The following is a 14,503-nucleotide window of genomic DNA, read 5'->3' as shown; positions in this document are numbered from 1 at the left end:
GACTAGGCTCGACGCGTGTCCGACCGTCGCCCTCTGCCACCCGAGCCGTCCGGCGCGGTCGCGTATTTCGGTCCGGCGGGAACGTTCACCGAGATGGCCCTCGACCGTCTGATGGACCGCGTCGGGTGGGCCGTCCGGGAACGTTCCGCGCAGTCGAGCCCGGGTGACGTCGTCGGGGCGGTCCGGTCGGGTGCCCTCGAGTACGGCTGTGTCCCGATGGAGAGCTCGGTCGAGGGTGCGGTGCCCGCGACCATGGACGCGCTCGCCGCCGGCGACGGCGTGCAGATCCTCGCCGAGACCGTCCTCGACATCGCCTTCACCGTCGCCGCGGTCCCCGGACGTGGCCGCGACGACGTGCAGACCATCGCGGCCTATCCCGTCGCCGAAGGCCAGACGCGCGAGAGCCTGCGGCGGCTGTTCCCCTCGGCAACGGTCGTACCGTCCTCGTCGAACGCCGCCGCCGCTGCCGATGTCGCGGCCGGCCGCGCCGATGCCGCGCTGACGACGGCCCTCGCCGCCGACAATCACGGTCTCGTCGCGCTCGCCGAGGATGTCGCCGACGCGGCCGACGCCACGACACGGTTCGTGTTGATCGGACGCCCGGCGCCGGTCCCGGCGCGCACGGGACGTGATCGGACGGCGGTGATCCTGAACCTGCCGGACGTGCCGGGCTCCCTCGTGCGTGCGATGAGCGAATTCGCCACGCGAGACATCGATCTGATGCGCATCGAGTCGCGCCCCCGACGCCATTCGCCGGGCTATCACTTCTTCCTCGACGCCTCCGGTCACATCGACGACCCTCTGATGGGACACGCGCTGGCGGGACTGCACGCCTTCGCCGAGAAGGTCACGTTCCTCGGTTCGTGGGCCGCCGAGCGCGCGACCGGGGCGGCCTCACCCGACCACTCCGACTCGCTGCGCTGGGTCGAGGCGTTGCGCCGGGGTGAGCACTGATGGCGACGTTGCACCTCGTGCGGCACGGGCAGACGACCTCGAACGTGATGGCGCGCCTCGACACACGACCCCCGGGCGCAGGGCTCACCGATTTCGGTGCGCGCCAGGCGGTTCGGTTCGGCCTCGAACGCCCCGACGTCACACCGGTCGCGCTGTACAGCTCGATCGCCCGTCGTGCACGGGAGACCGCCGACCTCATCGGCACGGTGTGGGGGATCGAGGCCCGCGCGGTCTCCGACCTCCACGAGGTGCAGGTCGGCGACCTCGAGGATCGCAACGACGACGACTCGATACGCGCCTTCCGTGATCTGATCGCCGACTGGTTCGCCGGTCACACCGATCGGCGGGTCGGCAACAGCGAGAGCCTCGACGACCTGCTGGACCGCTACGTCCCGGTGATCGAGTCGCTGCGCGACGCCCACGCCGACGCGCCCGGCGACGTCTACGTGGTGAGCCACGGGGCCGCGATCCGACTGGTCGCCGCCCATCTCTCGGGCGTCGATCCCGAGTTCGCGCTCGAGAACGGTCTGCCCAACACCGGGTCGATCGAACTCGCCTGGCGCGACGACGCGTGGACGTGCGTGCACTGGGGAGGTGTCGACCCGGCTCGCCCGTCCGCGGCTGTCACCGTCGACCCGATGGGCTGAGTCAGCCCCATCCGTGGGCGTGCAGCCAGGCGTCGTCGATGCCGAAGTGGTGCGCGATCTCGTGCACGACGGTGATCGCGACCTCGTTGACCACCTCGTCGCGGTCGGTGCACATCGCGAGCAGCGGTTCGCGATAGATCGTGATGGTGTCGGGCAGTGCGCCGCCGTAGGTGGTGTCGCGGTGGGTCAGCGCGATGCCCTCGTAGAGACCCAGCAGATCGGGCTCCTCGGGATGGTGCGCCTCGACGAGCACGACCACGTTGCTCATGGCCTCGGTGAGTTCGGTGGGAATGGTGTCGAGCGCGTCCGACACCAGCTCCTCGAACTCCCGGTCCGACATCTCGACCGTCATCGCGCGGATCCGTCTGCGACAGAGAGGTACATGGCGGTCAGCCCTCGGGGGCCGGGACCTCGGTGGGGTTGGGTGCGATGCCCGACGGCAGCGGTACCGGCGTCGGGTTGAGGCGCCCGGGCGGCTCCACCGGTGGCGGCACCGGCACCTTGCCGTTGATGAGCAGGTTGGGCTTGCCGTCGCCGACGAGGGTGGCGAAGCCCCCGCGGTCGGGCAGCCCGACGTAACAGACCGCGGTGCGACTGCCCGACAACCAGCTGACCTGGCTGATCGTGGACCACTGCACGTTCAGCGTGGTGTCGGTGAACGCCTTCTGGGTGCCGAAGAACCCGGTCGTCATCTTCGGGCAGACACCGGAGAGGAACCGGTTCTGGGCCGCGATGTCGGGCCACGGCTTCCCCGCACCGGGGGCACCGAACTGCTCGGCCAACCCGACGAGCCCGGTCACCTGGAACGCGTGCTGCTCGGCGCAGTTCACCGGGTCGGTGGGCTGGCGCGATTGCTGGTTGATGCCGATGCACGTACCGATCGGCCACTGCGGCGCCTGGTCGAGATCGGCGACACGACCCAGGAACGGCTGCAGTCGACCCGTGGAATCTGCGGCCTGGATGCCGCAGCGCAGGGTGCGTTCGCCATCGCTCCATTGGCGCTGCGAGGGGTAGAGCATCCCGACCGAGAAGCGGCCGTTGGGATCGAATCGACCGTTGAGGTAGGCGTTCACCTCGTTCGGGCAGTACTGCTCGCGCAGCGCCACGAACTGCTCCCGGCTCGGCCACGGCGCGGTGTCGCCGAACCGATTCCCGGCGGCGGCCGTGAGGTCGACGACCCCGGCGACCTCGAAGTAGTGCGATCCGCCGCAGCCGATGGCCGACGGGCGACTCGGATCGTTCTGCGGCCAGGTGAGACACGTGCCCGGGGTCGAGCGGTTGAACGCGTTGGCCTGCGGCCCGCGGGCCTCGGCGCCGATCGCGGTCTGGTCGATCGAACCGGCGTCGGAGAACCCGCCGATCGCCGCGACGATCGCCGCTGCCGCCAGCGCGCCGAGCACGACGGCGCCGAGCACGGTGCGCATCGGGTGCGCGGTGAGCCACCGGGTTCGTCCTGCCGCCGCTGCGACGGGGGCCGTGTCCTCGGTTTCGCGAGCGTCGTCGGCCTCGGATTCCTCGTGCACCGCGGTCTCGTCGTCGGCCTCGAGATCGTCGTCCGGCGCAGCGTCCGCGGCCGACCCCTTCTCGTCGACGGGATCGGGCGAGGTGTCGTCGGACGGGGAGTCGTCGGGTGTGGGGGGTTCGGTGGGCGCAGACATCGCCGTCCATCATGCCTGTCGCGGGGCGGCGTCCGGCCGATACCGTGGACCTCGATGCCGATACCCGACGAACCGACCCCTGACCAGCACGACGACTCCGACATGGCCGAGCTGGCCGGCCGGCTGTTCGACATGGCGCGGGGCGGTCACACCGCGTCGCTGGTCGAGTACGTGCGGGCCGGTGTGCCCGTGAACCTCACGACCGGCACCGGCGACACGCTGGTGATGTTGGCCGCCTACCACGGGCACGCCGCGACGGTCGCCGCCCTCGTCGGTCTCGGTGCCGAGGTCGATCGCCCCAACGACAAGAACCAGACCCCGCTCGCAGGTGCGGTGTTCAAGGGGCACGACGACGTCGTCGAGACCCTCGCCGCCGCGGGCGCCGATCCCGACGCCGGCACGCCCACCGCCCGTGACGCCGCCTCGATGTTCGGTCGCGAGGATTACGCGGCGCGGTGGCGGTGATCGGGGACTGACCCGCGCAGGGGCAGCCAGTAGGGTTCTGCAGGTGATCGACCTCAAGATCCTGCGGGACGACCCCGACCTCGTGCGTACCTCCCAACGCAAGCGCGGGGAGGACCCCGCGCTCGTCGACACCCTTCTCGACGCCGACGTCACGCGGCGATCCGCGATCGCCGATGCCGACGCGCTGCGCAACGAGCAGAAGACGCTCGGCAAGTCGGTCGGCAAGGCCTCCGCCGAGGAGAAGCCCGCGCTGCTGGCCCGCGGCAAGGAACTCGCCGAGAAGGTGAAGGCCGCCTCGGCGGCCCAGTCCGAGGCCGAGGCCGTGGTGACCGCGACCCATCGGGCGATCGGCAATGTCGTCGCCGACGAGGCGCCCGCCGGCGGCGAGGACGACTACGTGGTGCTCGAGCACGTCGGCGAGCCGACGGCGATCGACAACCCGCGCGATCACCTCGAGATCGGCGAGTCGCTCGGCCTGCTCGACATGGAGCGCGGCGCGAAGGTGTCGGGGTCGCGGTTCTACTTCCTGACCGGGCAGGGCGCGCTGCTCCAGCTCGGTCTGCTGCAGCTCGCCGCGCGCCTGGCGACCGCCAACGGGTTCACCATGATGATCCCTCCGGTGCTGGTGCGCCCCGAGGTGATGGAGGGCACCGGCTTCCTCGGCGCGCACTCGGCCGAGATCTACCACCTCCCCGACGACGACCTGTACCTCGTCGGGACCTCGGAGGTACCCATGGCCGGGTACCACATGAACGAGATCCTCGATCTCTCCGACGGGCCGAAACGCTATGCGGGATGGTCGAGTTGCTTCCGCCGCGAGGCCGGCAGTTACGGCAAGGACACCCGCGGCATCATCCGTGTGCACCAGTTCGACAAGGTGGAGGGCTTCGTCTACTGCAAGCCCTCCGACGCCGAGGCCGAGCACCAGAAGCTCCTGGGGTGGCAGAAGGAGATGCTCGCCGCCATCGACGTGCCCTACCGCGTGATCGACACCGCTGCAGGCGATCTCGGATCGTCGGCCGCGCGCAAGTTCGACTGCGAGGCATGGGTTCCCACGCAGGGGACTTACCGCGAACTGACCTCGACCTCGAACTGCACGACGTACCAGGCCCGTCGGCTCTCAGTGCGCTACCGCGATGAGAACGGCAAGCCGCAGACCGCCGCTACCCTCAACGGCACGCTAGCCACCACGCGCTGGATCGTCGCGATCCTCGAGAACCACCAGCAACCCGACGGGACGGTGCGGCTGCCCGAGGCGCTCGCCGCGTCGGTCGGCACCGACGTGCTGCGCCCCACGAGCTGACCACGCGCCCATGTTGATCGCGGGAGTCCTCGCAGCGCTGTTCGCCTCGATCGCCTACGGGGTGTCGTCGGTGCTGCAGGCCCACGGCGCCCGCAGCAGTCACGACGCCGCACTGGCCCGGGGCGAGACCGGGCTCTCGACCGAGACCGGCGCTCCCACACTGCGATCGACCGTGCTCGCGATGCTCACGGTCTACTTCATCGTCGGGACCGTGATGGACGTGGCGGGCTTCGTCGGTGGTGCCGTGTCGGCCCGGTTGGCACCGCTGTTCCTCTCGCAGACCATCATCAGCGCCAACCTCGTCATCACCGCGGTCCTCGGCATCTTCGTGCTGAAGATCCGCCTGCACGCCCGTGACTGGGTCGCGATCGCCGTGGTGCTGCTGGCGCTGTGCGCGTTGGGGGTGTCGGCGAAAGAGAATCCCCGCCAGACCGAGTCGATGCTGTTCCACTGGGTGTTGCTCGGCGCGACCGCGGCGCTCGTCGTCGTGTCGGTCGCACTCGTGCGGTGGTTGGGTTCGCGGGCGGCGATCGCGGCCGGCCTGTCCGCCGGTGCGCTGTTCGGTGCCGTGGCCATCTCGGTGCGCGTGCTCGACGGGCTCGACCCGTTCTCCCTGTCGACGCTGTTCGCCGATCCCGCGCTCTACGCGCTGGCGCTGGCCGGCGGTGGCGGTTTCTACCTGCACACCGTTGCGCTGCAACTGGGTTCGGTCAACGGTGCGACCGCTGCACTGGTCGTCGGCGAGACCGTGGTGCCGGGTGTGATCGGTGTGATCTTCCTCGGCGACGAGACGGTGAACGGTCTCGCCTGGCTCGCCGTGCTGGGTTTCATCGCCGCCGTGGTCGGTGCCGTCACCGTCGCCTGGTCGGGGGCCGTCGAGGCGTCGGCGCAGGCCGAGGCGCAGGCGGAATAGTGCCGGGCACGGGCGGGTTGAGGTCGTCGACGCCTACCTGAGGAGATCCCGACCGTGCCACTCGTACACATCCACCTGATCGAGAACCGCCGTACCCCCGAACAGGTCCGCGTGCTGGCCGACACCGTGCAGGAGGTGTTGCTCGAGCACTTCGCCGCCCCGCCCCGGGATCGCTATCAGCTGATCACCGAGCACAAGCCGGGCCACATCATCGCCGAGGACACGGGTCTGGGGTTCGAGCGCACCGACGACATCGTGCTCATCCAGATCGTGCAACAGGGCCGCGACAGCGACCAGAAGCAGGCCACCTACCGCGCGTTGGCCGACCGGCTGGGTGCCGAATGCGGTCTGGCCGGAACCGATCTCATCGTGTCGGTCGTCGAGAACACCCAGTCCGACTGGTCGTTCGGCAATGGGGTCGCCCAGTTCGTGACCGGCGACCTGTAGACCTCAGCCGCGCGCCTCGCGGCCTGCGGTGCGGGTCCGTCCGGGTGTCTCGCCGATGATCCCGCGGTAGCGGCGTGAGAAGTGGGCGTGGTCGGTGAAACCCAGATCGGCTGCGAGCGTGGCCAGGTCGGTATCGGGATCGGTGAACAGCCGTGTGGCCGCGTTCTGCATCCGTCGACATTCGATGAGCTGTTTCGGGGTGAAGCCGGTGTGTCGACGCACCACCCGCTCGACCGTCCGCGCCGATGCGTGCACGGCGTCGGCGAGCGCGGCGGCGGTGGTGATGTCGGTGCGTTCCTCGGCGATCACCGCGGCCGAGGTGGCCAGTCGGCCGGCGTCGTCGACGCGTTGGGCAAGCGGGGCGAGCCACTCCCGGAGCACAGCGCTCAGGTCGTCGCCCTCGCCGGTCATCGCGGCGGCGATGCGCGTCGACGGTGCGTCATGGAAAGCGATGTCCGCACCGAGTAGTCCGGCGTCGGCGAGATCGGTCAGCAGGGGGGTGGCGGCCGGCCGGAACAACACACCGGCCGCCCAGCCGCCGCCGGTCAGCGTGCGCTCGGTGACACGCGGTTGCGGCCCGTAGAGGCCGGTGTGGTGCGGGCCGTCGACCTGCGGCCCGGCCTCGACCACGACGTTGAGCGCGGGATAGTTGAGGACTCGTTGCGTCAGTGGCGCTTCGATGTCCCACCGCACCACCCAGATGTTGCGCACCAGTTCGGGGAGGCCGAGCTCGAAGCGGTCGAACACCACACCGGGCGCGCCCGGGTTCAGGTGGCCCCGGGACGCGATCGCGTGGTGGATCTCCGGCGGCCCCATGGTCGGACAAGTCTGTCGCAAACGTACAAGACCTGCCAGCCCCGGGCGGCGACGATGGATGGCATGACACGCACCGAGGACACCACCGCCGCCACCGGAGACCACACCACCGACGGTCGCCCGCACGTCTACTCGTCGCTCACCCCGTTCATCGTGGTGAGCCCGGCCCGCGATGCGATCGGGTTCTACCGAAGCGTGTTCGGCGCGTCGGTCGGCGGTGTCACGGAGATCGACGGGGCCGTCGCCCACGCCGAACTGCAGTTCCCCGAGGGGCGCCTGCAACTGGGTGAGCCGAGCGCGACGTACGACCTCGCCGCGCCCACCCCGGGCGCCCCGGCCGTCTACTCCCTCGCCGTCTACGTCCCCGATGTCGACGACACGGTGACGCGTGCCGTCGCTGCCGGCGCCACGGTGCGGGAGCAGCCGATGACGTTCGTCTCCGGTGATCGGTTCGCGTCGGTGCTCGACCCGTTCGGCGTGCGGTGGTCGGTGATGACGCGCGTCGTCGATCTCAGTCCGGAGGAGAGCGAACGCCGCGTGGCGGACTGGGCGGCCGAACAGGGCTGACGGATCGCGGGTCGCTCGTCTATTCGTGCAGGTCGGTCGACGGCAGATCGCCGAGGATCGCGAATCCCTCGAGGTAGGGCTCGATGTCGCCGGCGACGGTCCACGAGCGCAGCTGCGCCGCTGATCGACGGCTCACCAGGGCGCGGGCGAGATCGGCGTCGGTGGCGGCGATGACCGCTGCGGGATCACCGTCGGCCGATCGCCACGTCCAGCGCTGACCGCGCAGTTCGAGAGGCGGGAGCTCGGCGATCCGTCCGGCGAGCCGCTCTGCAAATCGGTCCCGGACATGCTGTGCCGCAGGGGTGTCGGTGGCACCGTGGGCACCCAGTGCACCGCGCAGATCCTGCTCGTGGATGACGATGTCGTTGACGGGCCGGTCGCCCGACGACCGGATGTGGGCGACCATGGCATCGGTGATACCGCGCCACTCGGCGACCAGCTCGGTGACGCTCCTGTCGCGTCGGGCCTCGACCTGCGCGGCGGTCCAGGCCTCGTTGTGGTCGTCGGGCTCGTGACCCGCGACGACATCGGCGCCGATACCGACCATGTGCGACAACAGATCCCGTACCGTCCAGTCGGGACAGGCGGGAACCGACGAGGCGACGGCCGCCGCGGGAGCCCGCTCGACGAGGTCGATGACGCGCTGCTGCGCCGCCGTCCATTCCGTGCTCGCGTCGAACATCAGGCGGGGGCGCCGATCGCGGCGGAGATCAGCACCTCGGCGGCGTCACGTGCGTGCCGTGCCGCGGTGGGGTCGGCGACGATCGCCGATGTCGTCTGCGCACCCTCGGCGAGCAGGACCAGCTGGCGGGCCAGGGCCGGCGTGGCGCCGGCCTTCTCGACCAGGTCGTCGACGTAGATCTGGAAACTCTCCTTGTGGGCGCGCGCCGCCGCGGCGACCTCGGGTGACGACCCGCCGAGTTCGCCGAACGCGTTGATGAACGCGCAGCCTCGGAAGTCGTCGGTGACGAACCACTCGGCGAGGAAGTCGAACACCGCGAGCAGTTTGTCGCGGGGCGAGGCGAGCGGGGCCGCGACACGGTCGAGGCCCGACACCCACATGGCGTGACGGTGCTCGAGGACCGCCAGCACGATCGCGTCCTTGCCGGGGAAGTCTGCGTAGAGACGCTTGAGGGAGACGCCGGCCGACTCGCGCAGTTCGTCCATGCTCACCTGCTGGATCCCGCGCTCGTAGAACAGCCGGTCGGCGGCCTCGACGATGGCGGTTCTGGTGTCCATGGGGTCAGTGTACTTGCCCAGAGAACGATCGTTCTGTACCGTTGGGAACACGAGAGAATGATCGTTCTCTCGCCGACCGAGCCACAACTCGTCCAGGAGACACGTCATGGGTCAGATCACCACCACAGGCACCGAGAACTCCGCACCGATCGAGCTCTACTACGAAGACCACGGCACCGGGCAGCCCGTCGTGCTCATCCACGGTTATCCCCTCGACGGGTCGTCGTGGGAGAAGCAGACCACCGCCCTCCTCGACGCCGGCTACCGCGTCATCACCTACGACCGCCGCGGGTTCGGCAAGTCGAGCAAGCCGACCATCGGTCACGACTACGACACCTACGCCGCCGACCTCAAGGCCGTTCTCGATCAGCTCGAGCTGAATCAGGTTGTCCTGGTCGGGTTCTCGATGGGCACAGGCGAGGTGGGTCGTTACCTCGGGAAATACGGCTCGTCCCGCGTCGCCAAGGCGGTGTTCCTCGGTTCGTTGGAGCCGTACCTGCTCCAGACCGACGACAACCCGGCCGGCGTCCCCCAGGACGTGTTCGACGGCCTCGCCGACGCGGTGAAGTCCGATCGCTACGCGTTCTTCACCGACTTCTTCACGAACTTCTTCAACACCGACGACTACCTCGGCAACCGCCTCAGCGAAGAGGCCCTCGCCGCGAACAAGCAGCTGGCCTACAACGCCTCGGCGTGGGCATCGGTGGCGGCGCAGCCGACCTGGCTGACCGACTTCCGCGAGGACATCCCGAAGATCGACGTGCCGTCGCTCATCGTGCACGGCACCGCCGACAACATCCTCCCCATCGACTCCACGGGCCGCGAGTTCACCAAGGCGCTGCCCGACGCGGAGTACGTCGAGATCGAGGGCGCGCCGCACGGTCTGCTGTGGACCCACCACGAAGAGGTCAACAAGGTGCTGCTCGACTTCCTCGCCAAGTGAGAACCTTCCCCGCGAAGTAGCGGCTCGTCCGCTCACCGGCCGCACCCGACACCCGGGTGCGGCCGGTTCGCGTTCGGGGGCGTGCCATCGTGGGGCATGGCTGCACGCAAGGTCGCCGAATCCTCGTTGGGCGCGTGGGTGTTCACCGTCAACGGTGCGCGGTGGGATTCCGTGGTCGAGATCGCGTCACAGGGTGGACGACTCACCACCCGCTGCGTCGCGGCCAACTACCGCAAGGACGTGATGGCCGCGCGCCAGCGCGCGCTGCTCTGGGTCAGCGGTCCCCCACACGGACCGCGTCCGCGCGGTATCGCCGGGCTGGGATGGATCACCGGTCCGAGTGAGATCGACCCGGAGAACGACTCCGACGAGCCGTCGTGGCTGGCCCACACCGACATCAGACTGCTCGCCGATGCCGAGCGCGTCCGGGCGACCGACCTCGGCGAGATACCCGGCGTCGCCGGTATGGAGATCCTGCGTCTGCCGCAGGCGAGCAACCCCTCCTGGGTCACGCGCGCCGAGATGGCTCTGATCGAACCGCTGCTGCCCGAGTGGCCCGATCCGCCGAGGGCCGCGTAAGTCGTTCCGACGTCTAACGATGTGCAGAAAAATTGCAGTGCGAATCTAGGCTGCCGCGAAAGCGGGTGCGTCGAGATTCGAGGGAGTTGTCGTGGGTGTTCACAGGGCGTCGCGTGTGTCGAAGTCTGCAGGTAGAGCGGTTCTGACGGGCGCGGCAGCCGGCGCGGTGGTCACCACGGCCGCCGCCGCGGTGCTGATGGGTGCGGGAGTCGGCTCGGCTCCGGCCTCGATGAATGCCGCGACGGATGTCGGCGCCTCGACCGAGAGCGGACCGAGCCGCGTGCACCTCGAAGGCGTGGTGCTCACGAGCAAGACCCTGCAGATGTTGTCGTCGTTGCCGGCGGGCTCGTCGGTGGTGGTCCCCGAACAGGTGCCGGTGTCGACCTCGAGCGGCAGTACCTCCTCGGTGCCGCCGCTGACGGGAACCGGTTCGTCACCGGTCACGCTCTTCGTCCCATCGACCGCCACCGGCGGTTCGGGTCCGGTGTCGCAGGCGTCGGTGTCGCGGTTCAGTGTGTTCACGCCCGAGACGACGTGGACCCCGTTGCGGACCGCAGCCGGCACGTCGTCGACGGCATACGCGTTCGTGCCCGCTCCGGGGACCGATCCGCTCGCCGGTCTGGGCATGTTGATCCGCGTGTTCATCGGCGACGGTACGGACGCGCCGGCGGATTGTGTTGCGGCGGCGTGCAACGGCGGCAACGGGGGTCTGTTGTTCGGCAACGGCGGTCGCGGCGCGAACGGTGGCTCCGGCGGCAACGCCGGCTTCTTCGGCAACGGTGGTGCCGGCGGAGCGGCGACCGTGGCCGGTGGTGTCGGTGGCGCGGGCGGGAACGCCGGGTTCATCGGGGTCGGTGGGAGCGGCGGCGCGGGCGCTGCCGGGGCGGTCGGGACCACGGGCTCGGTCGGTGGCGCAGGTGGCCCAGGTGGTGTCGGTGGTCGCGGCGGTCTGCTGTTCGGCAACGGTGGTGTGGGCGGTGCCGGCGGTCTCGGCGGAGCGGGTGGTGCGGGTGCGGTCGGCGGAAACGGTTCCGGCGGAGCCGTGTCGGGTGCCGCGGGCGGTGATGGCGGCGCGGGAACGGCCGGTGGCGCGGGCGGCCGTGGCGGCGATGCGGGAGCAGGGGGCGCCGCAGGACTCATCGGCGCGGCCGGCCTGTCAGGCGCGAACGGTGACGGCGGTGCGGGTGGGTCCGGCGGCCGCGGAGGTGACGGTGGCACCGGTGCCGATGGTGCGGCAGGCACGGCGGCGACAGGCGCGGGCGGCAACGGCGGGGATGGTCAGAACGGTGGAGCCGGCGGGGCAGGCGGTGTCGGTGGAGCCGCGGGTGTCGGAGGCGCGCCCGGAACCGGCGGTACGGGTGGCACGGCGGGCACGGACGGTGCCGACGGTGCGCAGGGCTTCGGCGGCGCGGGTGGCAACGGCGGCCGTGGTGGCGCAGGTGCCGATGGCGGAGTCGGCAACGTGGGCGGCCTTGCGGCCGGCGCCGGCGCCAACGGGAACGTGGGTGGAACCGGCCAGGCCGGCGGCAATGGCGGCAAGGGCGGGGACGCCGGCGCTGGTGGCGCCGGTTCCGTCATCGGCGCGGCGGGCGTGAACGGAACCGGAGGCGACGCCGGGAACGGTGGTCGAGGTGGTGCGGGCTCGAACGGGGTCGACGGCGCGAACGGGACGAACGCGACGACACCGGGTGGCTCCGGCGCAGCGGGTCAGGCCGGCGGCAATGGCGGAGCAGGCGGCGCCGGGGGTGCTGCCGGTTCCGCGGGCCTCGCCGGCAGCGGCGGGACCGGAGGTGCGAAAGGCGCTGCAGGCGTGCAGGGTTCACAGGGCAACGGCGGGGACGGCGGCAGCGGCGGACGCGGCGGAAACGGTGTCGCGGGTGCCGATGGTGTGACCGGTGTGAACAACGGAGCGGCGCAGAACGGTGGCGCCGGCGGAGCAGGCGGTGACGCCGGAGTCGGAGGCGTCGGCTCGACCAACGGGTCGAACGGCGTCAACGGCGCCGGTGGCAATGGCGCGGCCGGCGGTAACGGCGCTGCAGGTGTGAACGGCGGCAGCGGTACCGCGGGCACATCGACCATGGTCAATGGTGGTGCGGGCGGCGCGGGTCTCGCGGGTGGTTCGGGCGGTCACGGCGGGGCGGCAGGTGCCGCGGGGACCGGCGGCACCGGTGGGGCGGCGGGTGTCCGCGGCAACGGCGGCAACGGCGGGTCGGGTGGGAACGGTGGTTCCGGCGGAGCCGGATTCGCCGGGGCCACGGGAGCGGATGGTTCTCGCGGCTCCGATGCGGTCATCAGCGGGCCCTTCAACGGTGTCACGCCGGCGACGGACGGCGGTGCGGGTGCGGATGGACAGGTAGGCGGGAACGGTGGCATCGGAGGCGTCGGTGGCGCCGGCGGTGCCGCGGGTACGGGCCTGAACGCCGGTGTCGTCGGGCGGAACGGCGATGGCGGAACCGGCGGCGATGGTGGGTCAGGGGGAGGTGGTGGTGACGGTGGCGCCGGTGGAAACGGCGCGACGGTCACCTATTCGAACGGTTTCGGAAGCGCGAATCCGGCCAACGGCGGGAACGGCGGACGGGGCGCGGCGGGAGGCATCGGTGGAGTCGGTGGACAGGCCGGCAGTGGGGGGTTGGCCGGAACGGGTGCTCCCGGGGGTATCGGTGCGGCCGGCGCGAACGGCACCGGCGGCGATGGCGGATCCGGCGGCGACGGGAAGATCGTCGTAGGCGGATCCGGAGGTCGCGGTGGTGACGTGACCACCGCGCACGGCACCGCGGTGGCCGGTGCCGGCGGAGCCGGAGGGAACGGTGGCTACTCGAATCAGGGTGCGAACGGAGGCGGAGCGGGCGGTGCCGGCGGAAACGCTGTGTCATCCGCATCGGACGGACAGGCGATCGGTGGCGCCGGTGGTCGCGGCGGCGACAGTGGCCAGAACGGAAACGTGATCGCCGAGCTCCCGTCACCGGGAGGCACCGGCGGAGCGGGTGGCAGCGCCTCGGGCGCCGATGCCGTCGGCGGACAAGGCGGCGCCGGTGGCAATGGCCGCACGACCTACGCGGGTGGTGCGGGCGGAGCCGGCGGAACTGCGACCAGTACCGGAGGCGGTGACGCCACCGGCGGTGCCGGCGGCAGCGGTGGCAACGGCGGGTCCCCCGGATTCAATCTCTTCGGATCACCCGTGAACGCCGGTGGCAACGGTGGAACCGGCGGAACCGGCGGCGGCGCGACCAACTCCGGCGTGGGTGCGGCCACCGGCGGGACCGGTGGCGCGGGAGGCAACGGCAGTCCGGGAGTCACTGGAACCCTGAGCGGCAATGGCGGGAACGGCGGGAGCGGCGGCTCGGTGAGCGCGGCTGACGGTTCCGCGAACCCGGGCTCCGGCGGAACGGGTGGTGCGGCCGGCGGACCCCTCAAGGCGGCCGGGTCCCCAGGTGCCACCGGTTCGATAACGTCGGCACCATGACGAGGAACGCGAGCGGCCGCCCGGGCACCTCGACCCGCCTCCCACTGGCCGTGGCGTCTCTGGCGGCGGTCCTCGCGCTCGCTGCGCTGGTGGTCTCGGTGATCGCGCTGGTGCAGGGTGGGTCCGACGACTCGTCGCCGAGTTACTCCGAATCGCAGCGATCCGCTGACACCCGCACGGTGTGCGATGCGTTCGCACTCAATCTGAAAGCGGTGTCGATCCAGACCGGATCGCAAGCGCCGGCAGGCGAATCCGGAGTCGCGGCTGCCGCGGCGAACGCGCGGCTGGCACTGTTCGCGGCGGGGGTGAACCTGACGGATGCACTCGAGTCCGCCCCGGCAGCACCCGATGCGCTCCGGTCGGCGGTGACCGACCTCGCGAAGCAATACCGCACGGTGGCAACGCAGTATCTCGCTGACGCCGGTGTGAACTCGACCGAGGTGGCGGCGGCGAAACGCAGTGCGGGTACGGCAGCGACATCGGTCAGCAAGGCCTGTACGTAGCTGCCT

The 14,503-nt window shown here is 70.8% G+C and carries 16 protein-coding genes; 11 read left to right on the top strand and 5 right to left on the bottom strand.

Annotated elements, in window-relative coordinates:
- Window positions 1-15: 15 nt before the first annotated feature.
- Together pheA and OG579_RS11560 are read left to right on the top strand one after the other, a co-directional pair.
- Window positions 16-954: a prephenate dehydratase gene (gene pheA / locus OG579_RS11565; protein ID WP_328856045.1), complete on the top strand. Its 939-nt coding sequence runs from the start codon at window positions 16-18 to the stop codon at window positions 952-954.
- Window positions 954-1,601 (top strand): histidine phosphatase family protein, encoded by a 648-nt coding sequence (locus OG579_RS11560; RefSeq protein ID WP_328856044.1) that lies wholly within the window; start codon window positions 954-956, stop codon window positions 1,599-1,601. The genes pheA and OG579_RS11560 overlap by 1 nt, the downstream gene beginning before the upstream one ends.
- Before the next feature lies 1 nt (window position 1,602).
- Here OG579_RS11560 and OG579_RS11555 read toward each other — a convergent pair whose 3' ends face one another.
- Window positions 1,603-1,953 (bottom strand): metallopeptidase family protein, encoded by a 351-nt coding sequence (locus OG579_RS11555; protein ID WP_045820975.1) that lies wholly within the window; start codon window positions 1,951-1,953, stop codon window positions 1,603-1,605.
- Between the two features lie 37 nt (window positions 1,954-1,990).
- Window positions 1,991-3,259, bottom strand: coding sequence for a septum formation family protein (locus OG579_RS11550; RefSeq protein ID WP_328856043.1), 1,269 nt, complete (start codon window positions 3,257-3,259; stop codon window positions 1,991-1,993).
- A gap of 54 nt (window positions 3,260-3,313) precedes the next feature.
- Here OG579_RS11550 and OG579_RS11545 point away from each other — a divergent pair, with 54 nt between their 5' ends.
- From OG579_RS11545 to OG579_RS11530, 4 genes are read left to right on the top strand one after another with little or no spacing between them, the layout of a single operon-like run.
- Window positions 3,314-3,724 (top strand): ankyrin repeat domain-containing protein, encoded by a 411-nt coding sequence (locus tag OG579_RS11545; RefSeq protein WP_328856042.1) that lies wholly within the window; start codon window positions 3,314-3,316, stop codon window positions 3,722-3,724.
- A 43-nt stretch (window positions 3,725-3,767) separates the two neighbouring features.
- Complete coding sequence (serS, locus tag OG579_RS11540) at window positions 3,768-5,027, top strand: serine--tRNA ligase (RefSeq protein WP_045820977.1); 1,260 nt, start codon at window positions 3,768-3,770, stop codon at window positions 5,025-5,027.
- Between the two features lie 10 nt (window positions 5,028-5,037).
- Window positions 5,038-5,940, top strand: a complete 903-nt coding sequence (locus tag OG579_RS11535) for a hypothetical protein (RefSeq protein WP_328856041.1) — start codon at window positions 5,038-5,040, stop codon at window positions 5,938-5,940.
- Between the two features lie 54 nt (window positions 5,941-5,994).
- Window positions 5,995-6,387 carry a tautomerase family protein gene (locus OG579_RS11530; RefSeq protein ID WP_045820978.1) on the top strand — a complete coding sequence of 131 codons (393 nt, stop codon included), beginning with the start codon at window positions 5,995-5,997 and terminating at the stop codon, window positions 6,385-6,387.
- 3 nt (window positions 6,388-6,390) lie between these two features.
- On the opposite strand, the gene OG579_RS11525 is transcribed toward OG579_RS11530, so the two are convergent.
- Window positions 6,391-7,203: an AraC family transcriptional regulator gene (locus tag OG579_RS11525; protein WP_203225388.1), complete on the bottom strand. Its 813-nt coding sequence runs from the start codon at window positions 7,201-7,203 to the stop codon at window positions 6,391-6,393.
- 63 nt (window positions 7,204-7,266) lie between these two features.
- On the opposite strand from OG579_RS11525, the gene OG579_RS11520 reads away from it, so the two are divergent.
- A complete protein-coding gene (locus tag OG579_RS11520) occupies window positions 7,267-7,770 on the top strand; it encodes a VOC family protein (protein ID WP_203225389.1) in 504 nt (167 codons plus the stop codon).
- Window positions 7,771-7,789: 19 nt separating this feature from the next.
- Here OG579_RS11520 and OG579_RS11515 read toward each other — a convergent pair whose 3' ends face one another.
- Window positions 7,790-8,452 (bottom strand): maleylpyruvate isomerase family mycothiol-dependent enzyme, encoded by a 663-nt coding sequence (locus tag OG579_RS11515; protein WP_328856040.1) that lies wholly within the window; start codon window positions 8,450-8,452, stop codon window positions 7,790-7,792.
- A complete protein-coding gene (locus OG579_RS11510) occupies window positions 8,452-9,009 on the bottom strand; it encodes a TetR/AcrR family transcriptional regulator (RefSeq protein WP_045820981.1) in 558 nt (185 codons plus the stop codon). The genes OG579_RS11515 and OG579_RS11510 overlap by 1 nt, the downstream gene beginning before the upstream one ends.
- 106 nt (window positions 9,010-9,115) lie before the next feature.
- On the opposite strand from OG579_RS11510, the gene OG579_RS11505 reads away from it, so the two are divergent.
- The 4 genes from OG579_RS11505 to OG579_RS11490 all read left to right on the top strand — a co-directional run bounded on the left by OG579_RS11505 (window position 9,116) and on the right by OG579_RS11490 (window position 14,497).
- The gene (locus OG579_RS11505; protein ID WP_045820982.1) at window positions 9,116-9,952 is read left to right on the top strand and encodes an alpha/beta fold hydrolase; all 837 of its coding nucleotides are present in this window, start codon (window positions 9,116-9,118) and stop codon (window positions 9,950-9,952) included.
- 96 nt (window positions 9,953-10,048) lie between these two features.
- On the top strand, window positions 10,049-10,531 hold the full coding sequence (locus OG579_RS11500) for a hypothetical protein (protein ID WP_328856039.1): 483 nt from the start codon (window positions 10,049-10,051) through the stop codon (window positions 10,529-10,531).
- A 166-nt stretch (window positions 10,532-10,697) separates the two neighbouring features.
- Window positions 10,698-13,994, top strand: coding sequence for a PE family protein (locus OG579_RS11495; RefSeq protein ID WP_328856038.1), 3,297 nt, complete (start codon window positions 10,698-10,700; stop codon window positions 13,992-13,994).
- Window positions 13,991-14,497 (top strand): hypothetical protein, encoded by a 507-nt coding sequence (locus tag OG579_RS11490; protein WP_328856037.1) that lies wholly within the window; start codon window positions 13,991-13,993, stop codon window positions 14,495-14,497. Before OG579_RS11495 ends, OG579_RS11490 begins: the two co-directional genes overlap by 4 nt.
- Window positions 14,498-14,503: the final 6 nt, after the last annotated feature.

Source organism: Williamsia herbipolensis, assembly GCF_036153515.1.
GTDB lineage: Bacteria > Actinomycetota > Actinomycetes > Mycobacteriales > Mycobacteriaceae > Williamsia_A > Williamsia_A herbipolensis.
Note: the sequence above shows the minus strand (reverse complement) of the source record. Positions and strands in the feature narration are given on the sequence as shown.